Annotated in this window: 15 protein-coding genes; 7 read left to right on the top strand and 8 right to left on the bottom strand. The window is 70.6% G+C overall.

The genetic code is table 11. The features are described from left to right. Positions 1-14: 14 nt before the first annotated feature. The 3 genes from Voc01_RS10875 to Voc01_RS10865 form a co-directional block, all read right to left on the bottom strand. The gene (locus Voc01_RS10875; RefSeq protein WP_203927211.1) at positions 15-467 is read right to left on the bottom strand and encodes a pyridoxamine 5'-phosphate oxidase family protein; all 453 of its coding nucleotides are present in this window, start codon (positions 465-467) and stop codon (positions 15-17) included. A gap of 73 nt (positions 468-540) precedes the next feature. Continuing rightward, positions 541-981 carry a pyridoxamine 5'-phosphate oxidase family protein gene (locus Voc01_RS10870; protein WP_203927210.1) on the bottom strand — a complete coding sequence of 147 codons (441 nt, stop codon included), beginning with the start codon at positions 979-981 and terminating at the stop codon, positions 541-543. Beyond that, positions 978-1,649 carry a DUF899 domain-containing protein gene (locus Voc01_RS10865; protein ID WP_203927209.1) on the bottom strand — a complete coding sequence of 224 codons (672 nt, stop codon included), beginning with the start codon at positions 1,647-1,649 and terminating at the stop codon, positions 978-980. The genes Voc01_RS10870 and Voc01_RS10865 overlap by 4 nt, the downstream gene beginning before the upstream one ends. Positions 1,650-1,738: 89 nt before the next feature. Here Voc01_RS10865 and Voc01_RS10860 point away from each other — a divergent pair, with 89 nt between their 5' ends. Further along, positions 1,739-2,185 (top strand): winged helix-turn-helix transcriptional regulator, encoded by a 447-nt coding sequence (locus Voc01_RS10860; protein ID WP_203927208.1) that lies wholly within the window; start codon positions 1,739-1,741, stop codon positions 2,183-2,185. Between the two features lie 344 nt (positions 2,186-2,529). Here the strand turns inward: Voc01_RS10860 and Voc01_RS10855 are convergent, their stop codons facing one another. Next, complete coding sequence (locus Voc01_RS10855) at positions 2,530-2,940, bottom strand: winged helix-turn-helix transcriptional regulator (RefSeq protein WP_203927207.1); 411 nt, start codon at positions 2,938-2,940, stop codon at positions 2,530-2,532. An 80-nt stretch (positions 2,941-3,020) separates the two neighbouring features. On the opposite strand from Voc01_RS10855, the gene Voc01_RS10850 reads away from it, so the two are divergent. Next, the gene (locus tag Voc01_RS10850) at positions 3,021-3,869 is read left to right on the top strand and encodes an SDR family oxidoreductase (protein ID WP_203927206.1); all 849 of its coding nucleotides are present in this window, start codon (positions 3,021-3,023) and stop codon (positions 3,867-3,869) included. On the opposite strand, the gene Voc01_RS10845 is transcribed toward Voc01_RS10850, so the two are convergent. From Voc01_RS10845 to Voc01_RS10835, 3 genes are read right to left on the bottom strand one after another with little or no spacing between them, the layout of a single operon-like run. Next, entirely contained in the window at positions 3,862-5,103 is a 1,242-nt protein-coding gene (locus Voc01_RS10845; protein WP_203927205.1) for a CehA/McbA family metallohydrolase, read from the bottom strand. The two genes, Voc01_RS10850 and Voc01_RS10845, sit on opposite strands and share 8 nt — an antisense overlap. Before the next feature lie 55 nt (positions 5,104-5,158). After that, entirely contained in the window at positions 5,159-5,878 is a 720-nt protein-coding gene (locus tag Voc01_RS10840) for a GNAT family N-acetyltransferase (protein ID WP_203927204.1), read from the bottom strand. A gap of 37 nt (positions 5,879-5,915) precedes the next feature. Then, a complete protein-coding gene (locus Voc01_RS10835; RefSeq protein ID WP_203927203.1) occupies positions 5,916-6,851 on the bottom strand; it encodes a hypothetical protein in 936 nt (311 codons plus the stop codon). Between the two features lie 160 nt (positions 6,852-7,011). Between Voc01_RS10835 and Voc01_RS10830 the strand changes: the two genes are divergently transcribed. From Voc01_RS10830 to Voc01_RS10820, 4 genes are read left to right on the top strand one after another with little or no spacing between them, the layout of a single operon-like run. Beyond that, positions 7,012-8,403 (top strand): OFA family MFS transporter, encoded by a 1,392-nt coding sequence (locus tag Voc01_RS10830; protein WP_203927326.1) that lies wholly within the window; start codon positions 7,012-7,014, stop codon positions 8,401-8,403. Then, entirely contained in the window at positions 8,400-8,504 is a 105-nt protein-coding gene (locus Voc01_RS55060) for an MFS transporter small subunit (RefSeq protein ID WP_445009826.1), read from the top strand. The genes Voc01_RS10830 and Voc01_RS55060 overlap by 4 nt, the downstream gene beginning before the upstream one ends. Continuing rightward, positions 8,501-9,373, top strand: a complete 873-nt coding sequence (locus Voc01_RS10825; RefSeq protein ID WP_203927202.1) for a TIGR03560 family F420-dependent LLM class oxidoreductase — start codon at positions 8,501-8,503, stop codon at positions 9,371-9,373. Before Voc01_RS55060 ends, Voc01_RS10825 begins: the two co-directional genes overlap by 4 nt. A 57-nt stretch (positions 9,374-9,430) precedes the next feature. Further along, the gene (locus Voc01_RS10820) at positions 9,431-10,621 is read left to right on the top strand and encodes an FAD-dependent monooxygenase (protein ID WP_203927201.1); all 1,191 of its coding nucleotides are present in this window, start codon (positions 9,431-9,433) and stop codon (positions 10,619-10,621) included. Positions 10,622-10,651: 30 nt separating this feature from the next. Here the strand turns inward: Voc01_RS10820 and Voc01_RS10815 are convergent, their stop codons facing one another. Beyond that, positions 10,652-11,848: an MFS transporter gene (locus Voc01_RS10815; protein WP_203927200.1), complete on the bottom strand. Its 1,197-nt coding sequence runs from the start codon at positions 11,846-11,848 to the stop codon at positions 10,652-10,654. A gap of 66 nt (positions 11,849-11,914) precedes the next feature. Between Voc01_RS10815 and Voc01_RS10810 the strand changes: the two genes are divergently transcribed. Continuing rightward, positions 11,915-13,369, top strand: coding sequence for a peptide MFS transporter (locus Voc01_RS10810; protein WP_203927199.1), 1,455 nt, complete (start codon positions 11,915-11,917; stop codon positions 13,367-13,369). Positions 13,370-13,438 lie beyond the last annotated feature (69 nt).

Here is a 13,438-nt window from a genome sequence, read left to right as displayed (position 1 = left end):
CGAGTTGTGAAGATTTACCCCACGGGAAGAAGGCGGTTCGGGTTGGGCAGTTCCACGCCCGGCAGCCAGCCGTTCGGAATGTCGGTGACCCGCCACGTGTTGACGGTCAGCCGCACGGCCTCGACCGGCGCCGCGAGGAAGGGGCCCGCCTGGGGAACCTTGGCCCGCAGCAGTTCCCGGGCGTACCCGGCGCCGCCGCCGATGAGCACCTGCGCGTCGGCGGTCGCCTGGAGGAACGGGTCGCCCGGGGAACCGGTCGACACGATCACGGCGACGCGTGGCTGGGAGCGGATCGCGGCGATCGTGCGGCCCTCGCTCTCCAGCACGATCGAGAGCGTGAACAGGTCGTCCTCGGCGAAGTAGACCCCGTTGACCCACGGCCCCGCCTCGCCGGCGGTGGCGAGGAACAGTGAGGCGTGGGCCGCGAGGGTGTCTCGGACGAGGCGTTCGACGTCGGCCTGGCGCATGGCGACGATCATTCCGGGGATGGGCGTCCCCTGTGAACACGCGCCGCCGGACTCCACCCGTACGTGTGGTTTCCTACTCGCCCGCGAAGTCGACGCTCGACCACCGGTCAGGACGCGCGGTGAACAGGACGAACGTGCCCGTCGGGTTCGAGGTCTCCGCCTCGGCGAAGCCTCGCGCGGCGTCCGCCGGAAGGTAGCGGCTCGTGACGGCGAGGACCTTCTCCACGGACGGCTCGCGCTCCGCGCCGACGACGGTGCACTCCGCGGTGACGTACCGGTAGGGGAACTCGGTCTTCTGCACGCAGAAGCTCAGCACGCCGGCCCGCTCGATGAGCCGCGTCTTGCGCGCCTTGCGCCCCTGCGTTCCGGTGAAGAACGTGATGACGCCGTCCGCGTACGCGTACCAGACGGGCACGGTCAGCGGTGGCCGGCCGTCGTCGCTGGCGACGCTGAGTACACCGACGTGCGGCTCGGACAGGAACGCGTCGCGCTCGGTCGGGGAAAGCGCTTTCATCGGGGGTCCTCCGTCGCGTACTCGTCCTTGTGGCGGATCCACTGCATCGTGGGCGTCTGCGGCCAGCCGTCGGGGGAGTCCTCCCACTCCTCCTGCCGGCCGTAGGGGGTCAGGTCGAGCAGGTTGAAGTCCATGCGCAGCCGGTCGACCCCGCGCCCGTTGGTGAAGTAGGTGCGGAAGACCTCGTCGCCGTCGCGGAGCAGTACGCTGAGGCCGAAGCCGCCGTCGAGGCCGAGGTCGTCGTTGAACGTGGTGCCGTACGACGAGTACCACGGCACGGTCCACCCGAACCGCTTCCGCACCGGTGCGATCTCCTCCTGTGGCGCCCGGGACATCAGGATGACGCGGGTGTCACGTGCGTTGAGGTGCGACTGGTCGGCGATGTTGTCGGTGAAGGACGAGCAACCGTTGCAGAGCCAGTCCTGGCCCGGCTCCAGCATGTGGTGGTAGATCACGACCTGCCGGTACCCGTCGAACAGACCGGGCAGGTCGACCGTCGCGCCGTCGGGCGCGGTGAACGTGTGGCCGGTCGGGAGGCGGGTCATCGGCATACGGCGGCGTTCGGCGGCCAACGCGTCGAGCGCGCGGGTAAGCGCTTTCTCCTTGGTCAGCAGTTCCTCGCGGGCGGACTTCCACTCCTCGGCGGACACCACGGCTGGGCGGTTCATGGTCCCTCCTGGTCTCTTCAGGGAACTTCGATGAGCCGACGCTAGCAGAGATAGTTCCTTGAGGGAACCTCGTCGCGTACTCTCGGGTCATGCAGCGCACCCGCTTCGCGGACCTGGCGGCGTGTTCCATCGCCCGCACCCTCGACGTGATCGGCGAGCCGTGGTCGCCGCTGATCCTGCGTGACGTGTACGTGGGGATCTCGCGGTTCGACCAGCTCCAGCGTGACCTGGGAATCTCCCGCAAGGTCCTGGCCGAGCGGCTGGCCTGGCTGTGCTCGCAAGGTGTGCTGGAGCGTAAGGAGCCGCGCGGCGCCGGCTACGTACTCACGCCCAAGGGGATGGAGCTGGTCGACCTGCTCATGGTGATGGTGCGGTGGGGCGACCGCTGGTTGGCGGGGGAGGCAGGTCCGCCCGTCCTCTACCGGCACCGCGCGTGCGGCCGGATCAGCCACGTCGACCCGCGCTGCTCGGAGTGCGGCGAACCGATGCACGCCACGGACATCGATGTGCTGCCCGGTCCGGGCGCGGATCTTTAATCTTCCTTAACTCGACATTGGGGACGTGGCCGCCGTTCCGTCGCCGTTGCTAGCGTTCCCCGATGATCAGCGGACGCCCGACCCACATGCCTGACCACGTACCGTCCGAGCGGCGGTCGAACGTGCAGTCCGCCATGGTGCCGGCGTCCGACCATGGGCGGTCGAGAACGTACCGGGTGCGGGAGCTGGCCACGGCCGGCCGCTGACTTCTCCTCTCCGGGCCCCCGGCCAGTCGACGGGAGCCGGGCCTCGCGAGTCGCGACCGGGGCTGCCTCCCGGTCGCGGGCCGGCGGTTACGCGTGCTGTCGGGGCGGCGCCTGCTCGCGGGCCGGCGTTCACGTGCGTCACATCGGGGTCTTCGCCGAGGCGGCCTGGGCCTTCGCGTAGGCCTCGCGCGCGGCGGCGATTTCCGGAGCGGTGCTCTCCAATAGGGCGGCCAGGCTGCTCACCTGTGCGGCGACCTGTCGGCCGAACACGGTGAGCGTGTACTCCACCCGCGGGGGGATCGTGGTGATCACCTCGCGGTGGACGATGCCGTCGCGTTCGAGTGCCTGCAGGGTCTGCGACAGCATCTTCTCGCTCACGCCGTCGACCCGGCGCCGGAGCGCGTTGAACCGGTAGGACCCCTCGCTGAGCGCGATCAGGGCGAGCAGACCCCATTTGCTGGCGACGTCCTCCAGCGCGGCACGCGACGCGCAGTTGCGCGCGAACACGTCGGCGATCAGCTCGTCGGTGGGCTCACTGTGATCCGTCACGCCTCGATCTTACGGCACTACCCGTCTCTGCTGCACTGTGTAATAGTTAGTGCTTCCTGATCGAACGGTAGGGGGTTCATGTGACGACCATCGGCGTGACCGGGGTGACCGGACCTTTCGGGCGGCTCGCCGTCGAGCGGCTGCTGGCCCGGGGCGGGTCCGAGCGGGTGGTGGGCCTGGCCCGCGACCCCTCCCGCGTCTCCGGGCTCGACGGGCTCGACGTGCGGCCGGGCGACTACGACCAGCCGTCGGCGCTTGTCGACGCGCTGAATGGGGTCGATGTCCTGTTGCTGGTGTCGGGCAACGAGTTCGGCAAGCGGGTGGCGCAGCACACCAACGTGATCGAGGCGGCGAAGGCGGCCGGGGTGACGCGCGTGCTGTACACCAGCGCGCCGCGCGCGGACGACACGGCGCTGCCGGTCGCGCCCGAGCACAAGGCGACCGAGGAGGTGCTGCGCGCGTCCGGGCTCGCGTGGACGATCCTGCGCAACAACTGGTACGTCGAGAACTACACGCCGCAGCTCGACCGGTACCTGGCCGAGGGCGCGATCGTGACCGCCGCCGGCACGGGGCGCGTGGGCGCCGCACCGCGGGCGGACTTCGCCGCCGGTGCGGTGGCGGCCGCGCTCGGCGACGGCCACGAGGGCAGGGTCTACGAGCTCGGTGGGCCTCCGTTCACGTTCGACGAACTGGCCGCCGTCATCACCGACGTCACCGGCACGACGGTGACGCACCGGACGGTGTCGCCGGCCGAACTCGTGGACGCTTTGCAGGGCAACGGTCTTGACGCCGGGACGGCCGGTTTCGTGGCGTCTCTGGACGAGGCGATCGCGCGTGGCGACCTCGACGTGCCGAGCGACGACCTGGCGAACCTCCTCGGCCGCCCGGTGACGCCGTTGGCCGACGCCATCCGGGAAGCGCTCAAGTAAGCCACCACGGGCTCGTGTACGCCACGCCCCAGTCGTTGCACGGATGTCCGGCGGGGCCGGGGCTGGCGTTGGCCTGGGTGGGATCGGAGACGCGCAGCACCACCCACGGTCCGTCGTCCACGGTCGACGGCACCGTGAACTCGGCGACCCGGCCCGCCTCGGTGTCGACGACGAGCGGGACGGAGGGCGCACGTGATCCCGGCCGGAGTACCTGGATCCGCAACGGTTTTCCGACCCACTCGGGTCCCCGGTCGAGGTCGACGCGGAACCGCACGTCGCCGGCGGTCGTGGTTCCGCCCATGCGCACGCCGTTCGCGGTCGCGTCGAGACGCAGCCCGGAGACGCGGGTGGCGAAGAAGCACCGGGACCGCATGGCGGCCTGCACCTGTGCGCGGGTGTTCTCGGTGACCCAGATTCCGGTGCGTCCCTTGCCTTCCGGGAAGCCCCAGTCGGTGCCGTGCTCGTCGGAGACACCGGTCAGCCCGGTGCGCCACCCGGCGTTGAGGCACCGGTTCAGCGGCGAGGACTGGCCGTTGCCCCAACCGTCGAACAGGTAGTCGTCGCCGCGGTTGAAGATCTCCATGCTGACCATGGGGTCGCGCGCCGCGGCGTTGAACCGGAAGTCGTCGAACCGCACCAGTTCCCGGCCGGGGTGGTTGAACCCGGCGATGCCGCCCGAGGCGGTGATCCAGCTGTAGAGGCGGCTCATGCCCGACGACCCGCCGAGGTCGGTGAAGCCGGGCGTGAACCAGACGTTCACGTGTCCCAGCAACGGATGCGACCACTCGAAGCCGCGGATCGCGGTGTACGTGCCGGGGTCGTCGGCCGCGTCGGCGAGCGCGCCCACGCGGTCCCACTCGCGTCCGCTGAGGCCCTCGATCGCGAACAGCGTGGTGTGGTCGGTGATCGCCGCGACGTCGAGCCCGGCGGCCCGCATCGACCCGAAGGCCAGCGCGGGGTCGCCGTCGCCGTCCGACATGAGCGTGTGGTTGTGCAGGTCGGCGTGCACCAACGTGGTGCCCTGCGTGATCGCCGACTGCCGGGCGGCGCCGGCGGCGGTGTCGGCGGTCGCTGTCCCGGCGGTCGCTGTCCCGGCGGTAAGGGTGCGACGGGCCTCGGCGGTGCCGGGTGCGGCCGCGAGCATGAGCAGGCCGCCGCCCACGCCGGCGAGCAGGCTCCGCCGACCGACTCCATGATCGTGGCTGTGACCGTGATCGATGTGCTGCGCTGTCATGCCGACAGTTGACCGGATCCCGGCCAACGTGTCGAGACATCGACATGAATTGCTGTCAACCGCGGGTGTGCCACACCGCCGTCGACACGGTCTCGAACCCCAGCGACTCGTAGAGTGGCCGGCCCGCGTCGGTGGCGACGAGCGTCCACGGTCGCCCGGGCCGCCCGGCCAACGCGGTCGCGAGCACCGCGCGTCCCATGCCTGTCGACCGGTGGTCGGGCAGCGTCGCGAGCCAGTAGACGCCCACCGCGTGCCCGTCGTCGAAGGTGTAGCCCGCGACGGCGGGCCGGTCGTCGCGGTAGCCGAGCCAGACGTCGAAGCCCGGCGTGTCGAGTAGCCGCCGGGGGAGGGCGGCACCCGTCGTGAGTGGCTGGAACGCCCGCAACGGGAACCCGTCCACCATGACCCGCTCCGCCGTGGCCAGTTCGTCGGGGTCGCCGACGCGGACCACGCGGGTGCCGGGCCGCTCGAGCGTCGCGGTCGGGCCCGGCGGTCGGACCATCAGGGGCATCCGGAGCGTGGTGGTGTGCGCCGGTCCGTCGGCGCCGCCACCCCACGAGTCCTCGACGGTGACCTTCGAGGTCGCGGGGGCCGCTGCGAGCAGTTCGTCGACGGCTCCCGCTCCGGGTTCGGTCAGGACGAACCGGGTGGACGTCGACAGGTCGGCCCGGAGGTGGTGGGGCGTCCGGGTCGCGACGGGGGCGAGGTGGCTCCACATGGCGACGGCGTTGGCCACGTAGGTGGCGGGCTCCATCACCGGCCAATCGTAGATCATTTCCCGGAATCCGTCCGGGCAAGCGCTTTCCCGGCGGCTACGAGAACACGGGAAGCCGCACGTGCGCGTCGGGCAGGTCGGCCTCCGGCCAGCCGACGACGAGGTCGAGGACGTCGCTGTCGGGACGGTCGAGCGCGTACTCGGCGCGCCCGTCGAACACGTCGTCGCCGCCGGAGGTGGTGCCGCTCGTCATGGTCGGCCAGCTCGTCCCGTCGCCGTGCAGGAGCGCGATCGACGCGCCGGCCGGGTGGTCGCGAGGGCCGTCCGAGCCGGTCCGGCGGCCCGGTCCGTACATGGCGGCCATGGTGGCGGCGCCGCCGCGGCGGCCCCGGGCGAAGCTGCGGACCTCGAGCGCGAGCGCCTGTCCCACCGACGACAGCCATGCCAGCACGACCACGGCGTCGTCGCCGCGGTGCAGGACGCGCTGGCCGGTGAGCACGAGTCCGGCCTCGGGTTCGACGTCGAGCGGCGGCATGCTGGCGGTGGCGCCGGCGGTCGCGGGCGGGGGTGGTCGGTGGTCGACCGGCGCGGTCCAGACCGAGGTGGCCGCGCGGGCGACCGCCTCGCGGTCGGGGAGTGCCAGCGTCACGACCGCCTCGGGGAAACCGATTTCCGGCCAGGCGAGGACGATACGTGCCGAGTCGAACGTCGGCGGCAGGCGCAGCCTGGTCCGCACGACGGTGACGTCGATCGGCGTCCCGGTGCCGGTCTCCGTGTCGCCGTACATCCACTGTGGACGGCCGTCGGCGTCGAGCCGGGCGACCCGCAGGTCCATTCCCTCCTCGTAGCGGGGGAGGAGGACCCGTGGTGCCGGCGGGTCGGTCATCGAGGTGGGGTTGCGGGGGCTGCGCCCGATCAGGTCGAGCTCGAGGCTGTCGGGACGGCTGACCGCCGCGACGAGCCCGACCCGCAGCCGGGGATGGTCGACCAGGATGCCACCGGGGTGGCCGAGGAGGCCCAGCGTCTCGTCCACGCCAACCGTCCGTTCATCGACGTCGATCCGCCGCTCACCGTACCGGACAGATGATCGTGTGGGGCCGTCCTTGCGTCGTCAACGATCGTGTTTGCGATGGTCGTCGATGTGGTAGGTGACCGGCGGGTCTCCCACCGGCTCAAGGAGGTCGGTCGTGTCGATACTTTCCGCCCTTGATCGGCAACACACCGTTGCTCCACCGGGGTACAGCCGGTGGCTCATCCCGCCCGCGGCGCTGTCGGTGCACCTGTGCATCGGCCAGGCGTACGCCACGAGCGTCTACAAGAACTCGCTGATCGACCACTTCGGCGTCAGCCAGACCGCGATCGGGATCATCTTCAGCATCGCGATCGTCATGCTCGGGCTGTCGGCCGCGGTCGGCGGCACCTGGGTGGAGAACAACGGCCCGCGCAAGGCGATGTTCGTCTCGGCGGTCTTCTGGGCAAGCGGTTTCCTGGTTGCGGCGCTCGGCATCGCGACGAAGCAGCTCTGGCTCGTGTACTTCGGGTACGGCTTCCTCGGCGGGATCGGCCTCGGCATCGGCTACATCTCGCCGGTCTCGACGCTCATCAAGTGGTTTCCCGACCGACCCGGCCTCGCGACCGGACTGGCCATCATGGGCTTCGGTGGCGGCGCGCTGATCGCGAGCCCGCTGTCGCGTCAGCTGATGTCGTTCTACGACTCCGACTACAACCCGGACAACGCCGCGTCGGTCGCGGACGGGCACGCGTTGGTGCTGCTGTTCCTGACGCTCGGCATCCTGTACTTCGTCATCATGATGTTCGGCGTCGTCAACGTGCGCGTGCCGGCGGAGGGATGGAAACCGGAGTGCTTCGACCCGGCGACGGTGCGCTCGAAGCCGCTCGTGACCACCGCGAACGTCTCGGCCGCCAACGCCATCAGGACCCGCTCGTTCTGGCTACTGTGGACGGTGCTGTTCTGCAACGTGACGGCCGGCATCGGCATTCTCGAACAGGCGAGCCCGATGATTCAGGACTTCTTCCGGGAGAACGGGAAGTCGGCGGTCGCCGTGGCCGCGGCCGGTGGGTTCGTCGGCGTGCTGTCGCTGTTCAACATGACGGGGCGGTTCGTGTGGTCGTCCACATCGGACGTCGTCGGCCGCAAGCCCATCTACATGCTGTACCTCGGTGGCGGCATGGTGCTCTACACGTTGGTGGCTACCGTCGGAACGGCCGCGACGGCGCTCTTCGTCCTCTTCACCGGCGTCATCCTGTCGTTCTACGGCGGCGGTTTCGCCACCGTGCCGGCGTACCTGCGCGACCTGTTCGGTACCTATCAGGTCGGCGCGATCCACGGCCGTCTGCTCACGGCGTGGTCGGCGGCGGGCGTCGCCGGTCCGCTCATCATCAACGGGTTCCTGGACGCGCAGGGCAAACCCGGCACGCTCACCGCCGACGCGTACCGGCCGGCGCTGTTCACGATGGTCGCCATCCTCGCCGTCGGGTTCATCGCGAACCTGCTGATCCGGCCGGTTCCGGAGAAGTACCACGAGGCGCGGGGTCAGGAGCAACTGGAAAGGAGCGCGACATGAGCCAGACGGTGCGGTTGGTCGTGTCGTGGGCGCTGGTCACGGCGCTGCTCGGCTACGGCGTGATCCAGACGGTCGTGACGGCCGCTAAGCTCTTCACGTGAGATTCTCGTTCTGGCCGGGCGCCGGGCTGCCGTTCGACGACTTCCTCGACGCCGCACGGCATGCCGACGCATCCGGCTGGGACGGGGTCTACGTCGCCGACCACTTCATGCCCAACGGCGGTGCCGGTCCGGTCCTGGAGGCCGGCGCGACCGTGGCGGCGCTGGCCGCGCTGGTGCCCCGGGTGCGGGTCGGCACGCTCGTCCTGGGCAACACCTACCGGCATCCGGCGGTGGTCGCGAACATGGCGGCGACCATCGACCGGATCAGCGGCGGCCGCCTGGTGCTCGGCGTCGGTGCGGGCTGGCAGGTGAACGAGCACGAGCAGTACGGCATCCCGTTGCCACCGGTCCGCGAGCGGCTCGACCGGTTCGAGGAGGCGGTGCAGGTGCTGCGCGGTCTCCTGACGCGCGACCGCTTCTCCTTCGACGGCGCGCACTACCAGCTCGTCGACGCCACGTGTGAGCCCAAGCCGGTGCAGTCGCCGCTGCCGATCCTCATCGGGGGCGGCGGCGAGAAGCGCACCCTGCGGATCGTCGCGCGGCACGCCGACGAGTGGAACACCTGGGGCACCCCGGAAACGGTCGAGCACAAGACCGCCGTGCTGGAGCGGCACTGCGCCGAGGCGGGTCGTGACCCGTCCACGATCGCACGCAGCGCGCAGGCCGTGGTCTACCTCGACGCCGAACCGCCCGGGGAAAGCCGTTTCCCGGTGATCGCCGGCGATGCGGAGCGGCTGGTGGAGACCCTCCAGCGGTACGAGGCGGCCGGGCTCGACGAGTTCATCGTCCCCGGCTTCTTCCTCGAACCCGGTGACGGGACGCGCCGCTGGATGGACACCTTCCGGGAGAAGGTCGCCACGCGCGTGTGAGAGTCCCGAGTCCGACAGCTCATCGATGGGCCGTGATGCCCGTGGCAGAGTGGGCTGATGGGGATCTCGGCCGGCATCCGGGTCGGCATCGTCGGCGGGGGAATCGGCGGGCTCTCGGCCGCCGTGGCACTGCGGCACGTCGGGCTCGACGTCCGCGTGTTCGAGCAGGCGTCGGAGCTCAGCGAGGTCGGCGCCGGCGTCCAGGTCAGCCCGAACGCGTCGCGGGTGCTGCACCGGTTCGGGCTCGCCGACGCCCTGGCGGCCACCGGCGTGAAGCCGCTGGCGTGGCACCAGCGCCGGTGGGACGACGGACGGACGCTGCTGCGGGCGCCGTTGGCCGAGGCTCTCGAGGCGACATACGGGTTCCCGCAGTACCAGATGCACCGCGCCGACCTCGTGTCCGCGCTCGCCGGTGCGCTGCCGGCCGACCGCATCCACCTCGAGCACCGGCTCGCCGGTCTGACCGACCACGGTGACCGCGTCGAGATCCGGTTCGCCGACGGGTCTTCGACCGAGGTGGACGTCCTCGTCGGCGCCGACGGCATCCACTCGGTGGTGCGCGGTCTGCTGTTCGGCCCGCAGCATCCGCGGTTCACCGGCTGCGTGGCGTACCGCGGCCTGGTTCCGGCCGAGCGCCTCGCCCACCTGGATCTGGAGACGACCGCGCAGATCTTCATGGGACCCGGTAAGCACTTCGTGCACTACTACGTGTCCGCCCGCCGCCTGGTGAACTTCGTGGCGGTGGTCGAGCGCGACGAGTGGACCGCGGAGTCGTGGACCGACCGCGGGAAGGTCGCAGACGCGCTGGCCGCGTTCGAGGGGTGGCACCCGCAGGTGCGGGAGATCCTCGGATCGGTCGACGAGACCTTCGTGTGGGCACTGTTCGACCGCGCACCGCTGGAACGGTGGTCGCTCGGCCGGGTGACGCTGCTCGGCGACGCCTGCCACGCGATGCTCCCCTTCATGGCGCAGGGCGCGGCGCAGGCGGTCGAGGACGGCGCGACGCTCGCCGCGTGCCTCGCGGCGGTCACGGAGCCCACGGCGGTCGCCGACGCGCTGCGCCGGTACGAACGGCTCCGGCTGCCCCGGGCCTCGCGGCTGCAGGCGATCTCCGGTGACAACAAGGCCCGGTTCCATCTGCCCGACGGACCGGAACAGGAGCAGCGCGACGCCCAGATGGTCGCGGGTGCCTCGTGGACGCTGAACGCGGTCGGCTGGCTGTACGACCACGACGCGTTCGCGCTCTGAGGATTGCGCTTTCCTCGTGGGTCTGCACGCCTACGACGCCGACGCCTGAACGGAATCCTCCGGTGGACGACGGGAGTACCGCGGCAGCCACACGCTCATGATGAGCGCGGCCAGTCCCGACACGACACCGAGCGACGCCACCGCGGGTGCGAGCGCGACCGCCGCGACGCCACCGACCAGCAACGGACCGAGACCGCTGCCGATGTCGCTCAGCAGCCGCCAGGCGCCGAGGAACGTGGGTCGGTTGTCCGGTGGTGAGACATCGGCGCTGATGGTCATGTTGATGCCGCTGCCCATCCCGTTGAACAGACCCATCAGGGCGCCGACGCACATCAGCGCCGTGAAGCCGTCGGTGAACGGCAGCAGCAGGTACGCGACCCCGAGGCCGACAGTCGACGTCACGACCGTGAACAGCCGCCCGAACCAGTCCATCGCGAAGCCCGCGGGGTAGAACACCAGGGCCTCGATGCCGCCGGAGATGCCGAAGACGAGGCTCGTCTGCGCCGCGTCGAGGCCGATGTGCTCTGCCCACAAGGGAATCGCGACCGGTCTGCCGGCGCGCACCGCGCTGAGGAGAAGGGCGCCCATGGCCAGCGTTCGCAGCACGGGCAGGTGCCGACGGAACACCCCCAGGGTGCCGCCGGGTGCCGGCGTGCGCTGACGCGGTCCGATCGACCGTTCTGGAAGCGCGAGCATGGCGACGCCCGCGACAAGCACGACCACGATGTGGATCCCGTACGCCGCGCCGGTTCCCCACACGCTGACCGCGGCGGCGGACAGGAACGGGCCGACGAACAGGCCGATGCGCTGGGTGCCGCCGAGGGTGGACATCGCGCGGGCACGCAGGTGGTACGGCATGACCTCGGTGAGATAGGCCTGTCGCGCGAGGCCCCATACCGCCTGCGCCAGCCCGAGCCCGGCGACGCCGGCGCCGAGGACCCACACCGACGGCGCGAACACGCACACGACGAGCGACACGAGTGCCACGACGACGGCGAGCAGCATCGCCGCGCGCTCGCCGAGCCGGTCGGCGAGGACGCCCGCGGGCAGGTCGGCGACGATCTTCCCGATTCCCATGAGCGCGACGACGAAGCCCGCAACTGTGAGCGATGCTCCGAGATCGCGCGCGGACACCACGAGAACCGGGAGCACTGCTCCCTGACCGATGCCGAACAGCAGCGACGGCAGGAAGACGGTCGGTCCCATCGTCCACAGGCTGACTCTCATCCCCGCGAACCTAACAAACCGTACGTCCGTCTTGCTAGACCGGATATTTCTGGGTATGGCGTGCTCATGACGACCGATGCCCCGACCCGTACGCGGACCTTCTTCGGGCAGCCGCCGGCGCTGGCGAACCTGTTCGGTGTCGAGCTGTGGGAGCGTTTCTCGTTCTACGGCATGCAGGGCATCCTGCTGATCTACCTCTACTACAGCGCCGCCGAGGGTGGCCTGGGCATCGACAAGACGACCGCGACCAGCATCGTCGGCGCCTACGGCGGGCTGGTCTACCTGTCGACCGTGCTCGGCGCGTGGCTCGCCGACCGGGTGTGGGGCGCGGAGCGGGTGCTCTTCTACAGCGCGGTCATGGTGATGGCCGGGCACATCGCGCTGGCGCTGCTGCCGGGCCTCGCCGGCGTCGGGGTCGGGCTGGTGCTGGTCGCGTTCGGTAGCGGCGGGGTCAAGGCCAACGCGACGTCGCTGGTCGGGTCCCTGTACGCCCCCGACGACCAGCGGCGGGACGCCGGGTTCTCGCTCTTCTACATGGGCATCAACATCGGTGCGCTCGCCGGTCCGCTGCTCACGGGGCTGCTTCAACAGAATGTTGGCTTCCACGTCGGCTTCGGGCTCGCGGCCGTGGGGATGGCGATCGGGCTGACCCAGTACGCGCTCGGCCGGCACCGGCTCGCCGAGGTGGGCCGGGAGGTACCCAACCCGCTGCCGGCGAACCGCCGGCTCATGGCGGTGGGGATCGGGGTGCTCGCGTTGGTGAGCATCGCTCTGCTCGCGATCGTCGGCCTGCTGCCGGCGCGGCGGCTGTCGACGATCGTGGTCGTCGTCAGCGGGGTCGCCGCGGTCGCGTACCTGGCGGTGATCCTCCTGGACCGGCACCTGTCGCGCGTCGAGCGGCAGCGGGTGGTGGCGTTCATCCCGCTGTTCGTGGCCAGCGCCGCGTTCTGGTCGCTGTACCAGCAGCAGTTCACGGTCGTGACGATCTACTCCGACACCCGGCTGGACCGGGACCTGTTCGGGTGGGAGATGCCGGTGTCGTGGGTCCAGTCGATCAACCCCGTGTTCATCATCGTGCTGGCGGGGGTGTTCGCCGCTCTGTGGACCCGGCTCGGTGACCGTCAGCCGTCGACCCCGGTGAAGTTCGCGGCCGGGACGATCACCATGGGTGTGGCGTTCCTGCTGTTCCTGCCGCTGGCCGGCGGTGGGGAGAACAGTGCGCCGCTGCTCGCGCTGGTCGGGATCCTCCTGGTGTTCACGATCGCGGAGCTGCTGCTCTCCCCGGTGGGGCTGTCGGTGTCGACGAAGCTGGCCCCGGACCGGTTCCGCACCCAGATGGTGGCGCTGTTCTTCCTGTCGGTGGCGCTGGGGACAGCGCTTTCCGGGACGCTGGCCAGCTATTACAGCGAGGAGCGGGAAAGCGCTTACTTCGGGGTGCTGGGTGTGGTGGCGATCGTGCTGGGGCTGGGGCTGGCGGCGCTGACGCCGGTGATCCGGCGGCTCATGCACGGCGTGCGGTGATCGGACGGTCCGTGCTGACGGCGGGCGTGCGAGGGCTGGGCGGCCGTGGGTTTGGCGTGCTTGGGCTGG

Source organism: Virgisporangium ochraceum (genome assembly GCF_016863655.1).
Classification (GTDB): Bacteria; Actinomycetota; Actinomycetes; order Mycobacteriales; family Micromonosporaceae; genus Virgisporangium; species Virgisporangium ochraceum.
This window is presented reverse-complemented; position numbering and strand designations above follow the sequence as displayed.

Excerpts from the sequence above, each read along its gene's own strand:
- Voc01_RS10820 (WP_203927201.1), top strand. The coding sequence starts at position 9,431 with ATGGGGATCTCGGCCGGCATCCGGGTCGGCATCGTCGGCGGGGGAATC.
- Voc01_RS10840 (WP_203927204.1), bottom strand. The coding sequence starts at position 5,878 with ATGATCTACGATTGGCCGGTGATGGAGCCCGCCACCTACGTGGCCAAC.
- Voc01_RS55060 (WP_445009826.1), top strand. The coding sequence starts at position 8,400 with ATGAGCCAGACGGTGCGGTTGGTCGTGTCGTGGGCGCTGGTCACGGCG.
- Voc01_RS10875 (WP_203927211.1), bottom strand. The coding sequence starts at position 467 with ATGCGCCAGGCCGACGTCGAACGCCTCGTCCGAGACACCCTCGCGGCC.
- Voc01_RS10845 (WP_203927205.1), bottom strand. The coding sequence starts at position 5,103 with ATGACAGCGCAGCACATCGATCACGGTCACAGCCACGATCATGGAGTC.
- Voc01_RS10870 (WP_203927210.1), bottom strand. The coding sequence starts at position 981 with ATGAAAGCGCTTTCCCCGACCGAGCGCGACGCGTTCCTGTCCGAGCCG.
- Voc01_RS10815 (WP_203927200.1), bottom strand. The coding sequence starts at position 11,848 with ATGAGAGTCAGCCTGTGGACGATGGGACCGACCGTCTTCCTGCCGTCG.
- Voc01_RS10860 (WP_203927208.1), top strand. The coding sequence starts at position 1,739 with ATGCAGCGCACCCGCTTCGCGGACCTGGCGGCGTGTTCCATCGCCCGC.
- Voc01_RS10810 (WP_203927199.1), top strand. The coding sequence starts at position 11,915 with ATGACGACCGATGCCCCGACCCGTACGCGGACCTTCTTCGGGCAGCCG.
- Voc01_RS10865 (WP_203927209.1), bottom strand. The coding sequence starts at position 1,649 with ATGAACCGCCCAGCCGTGGTGTCCGCCGAGGAGTGGAAGTCCGCCCGC.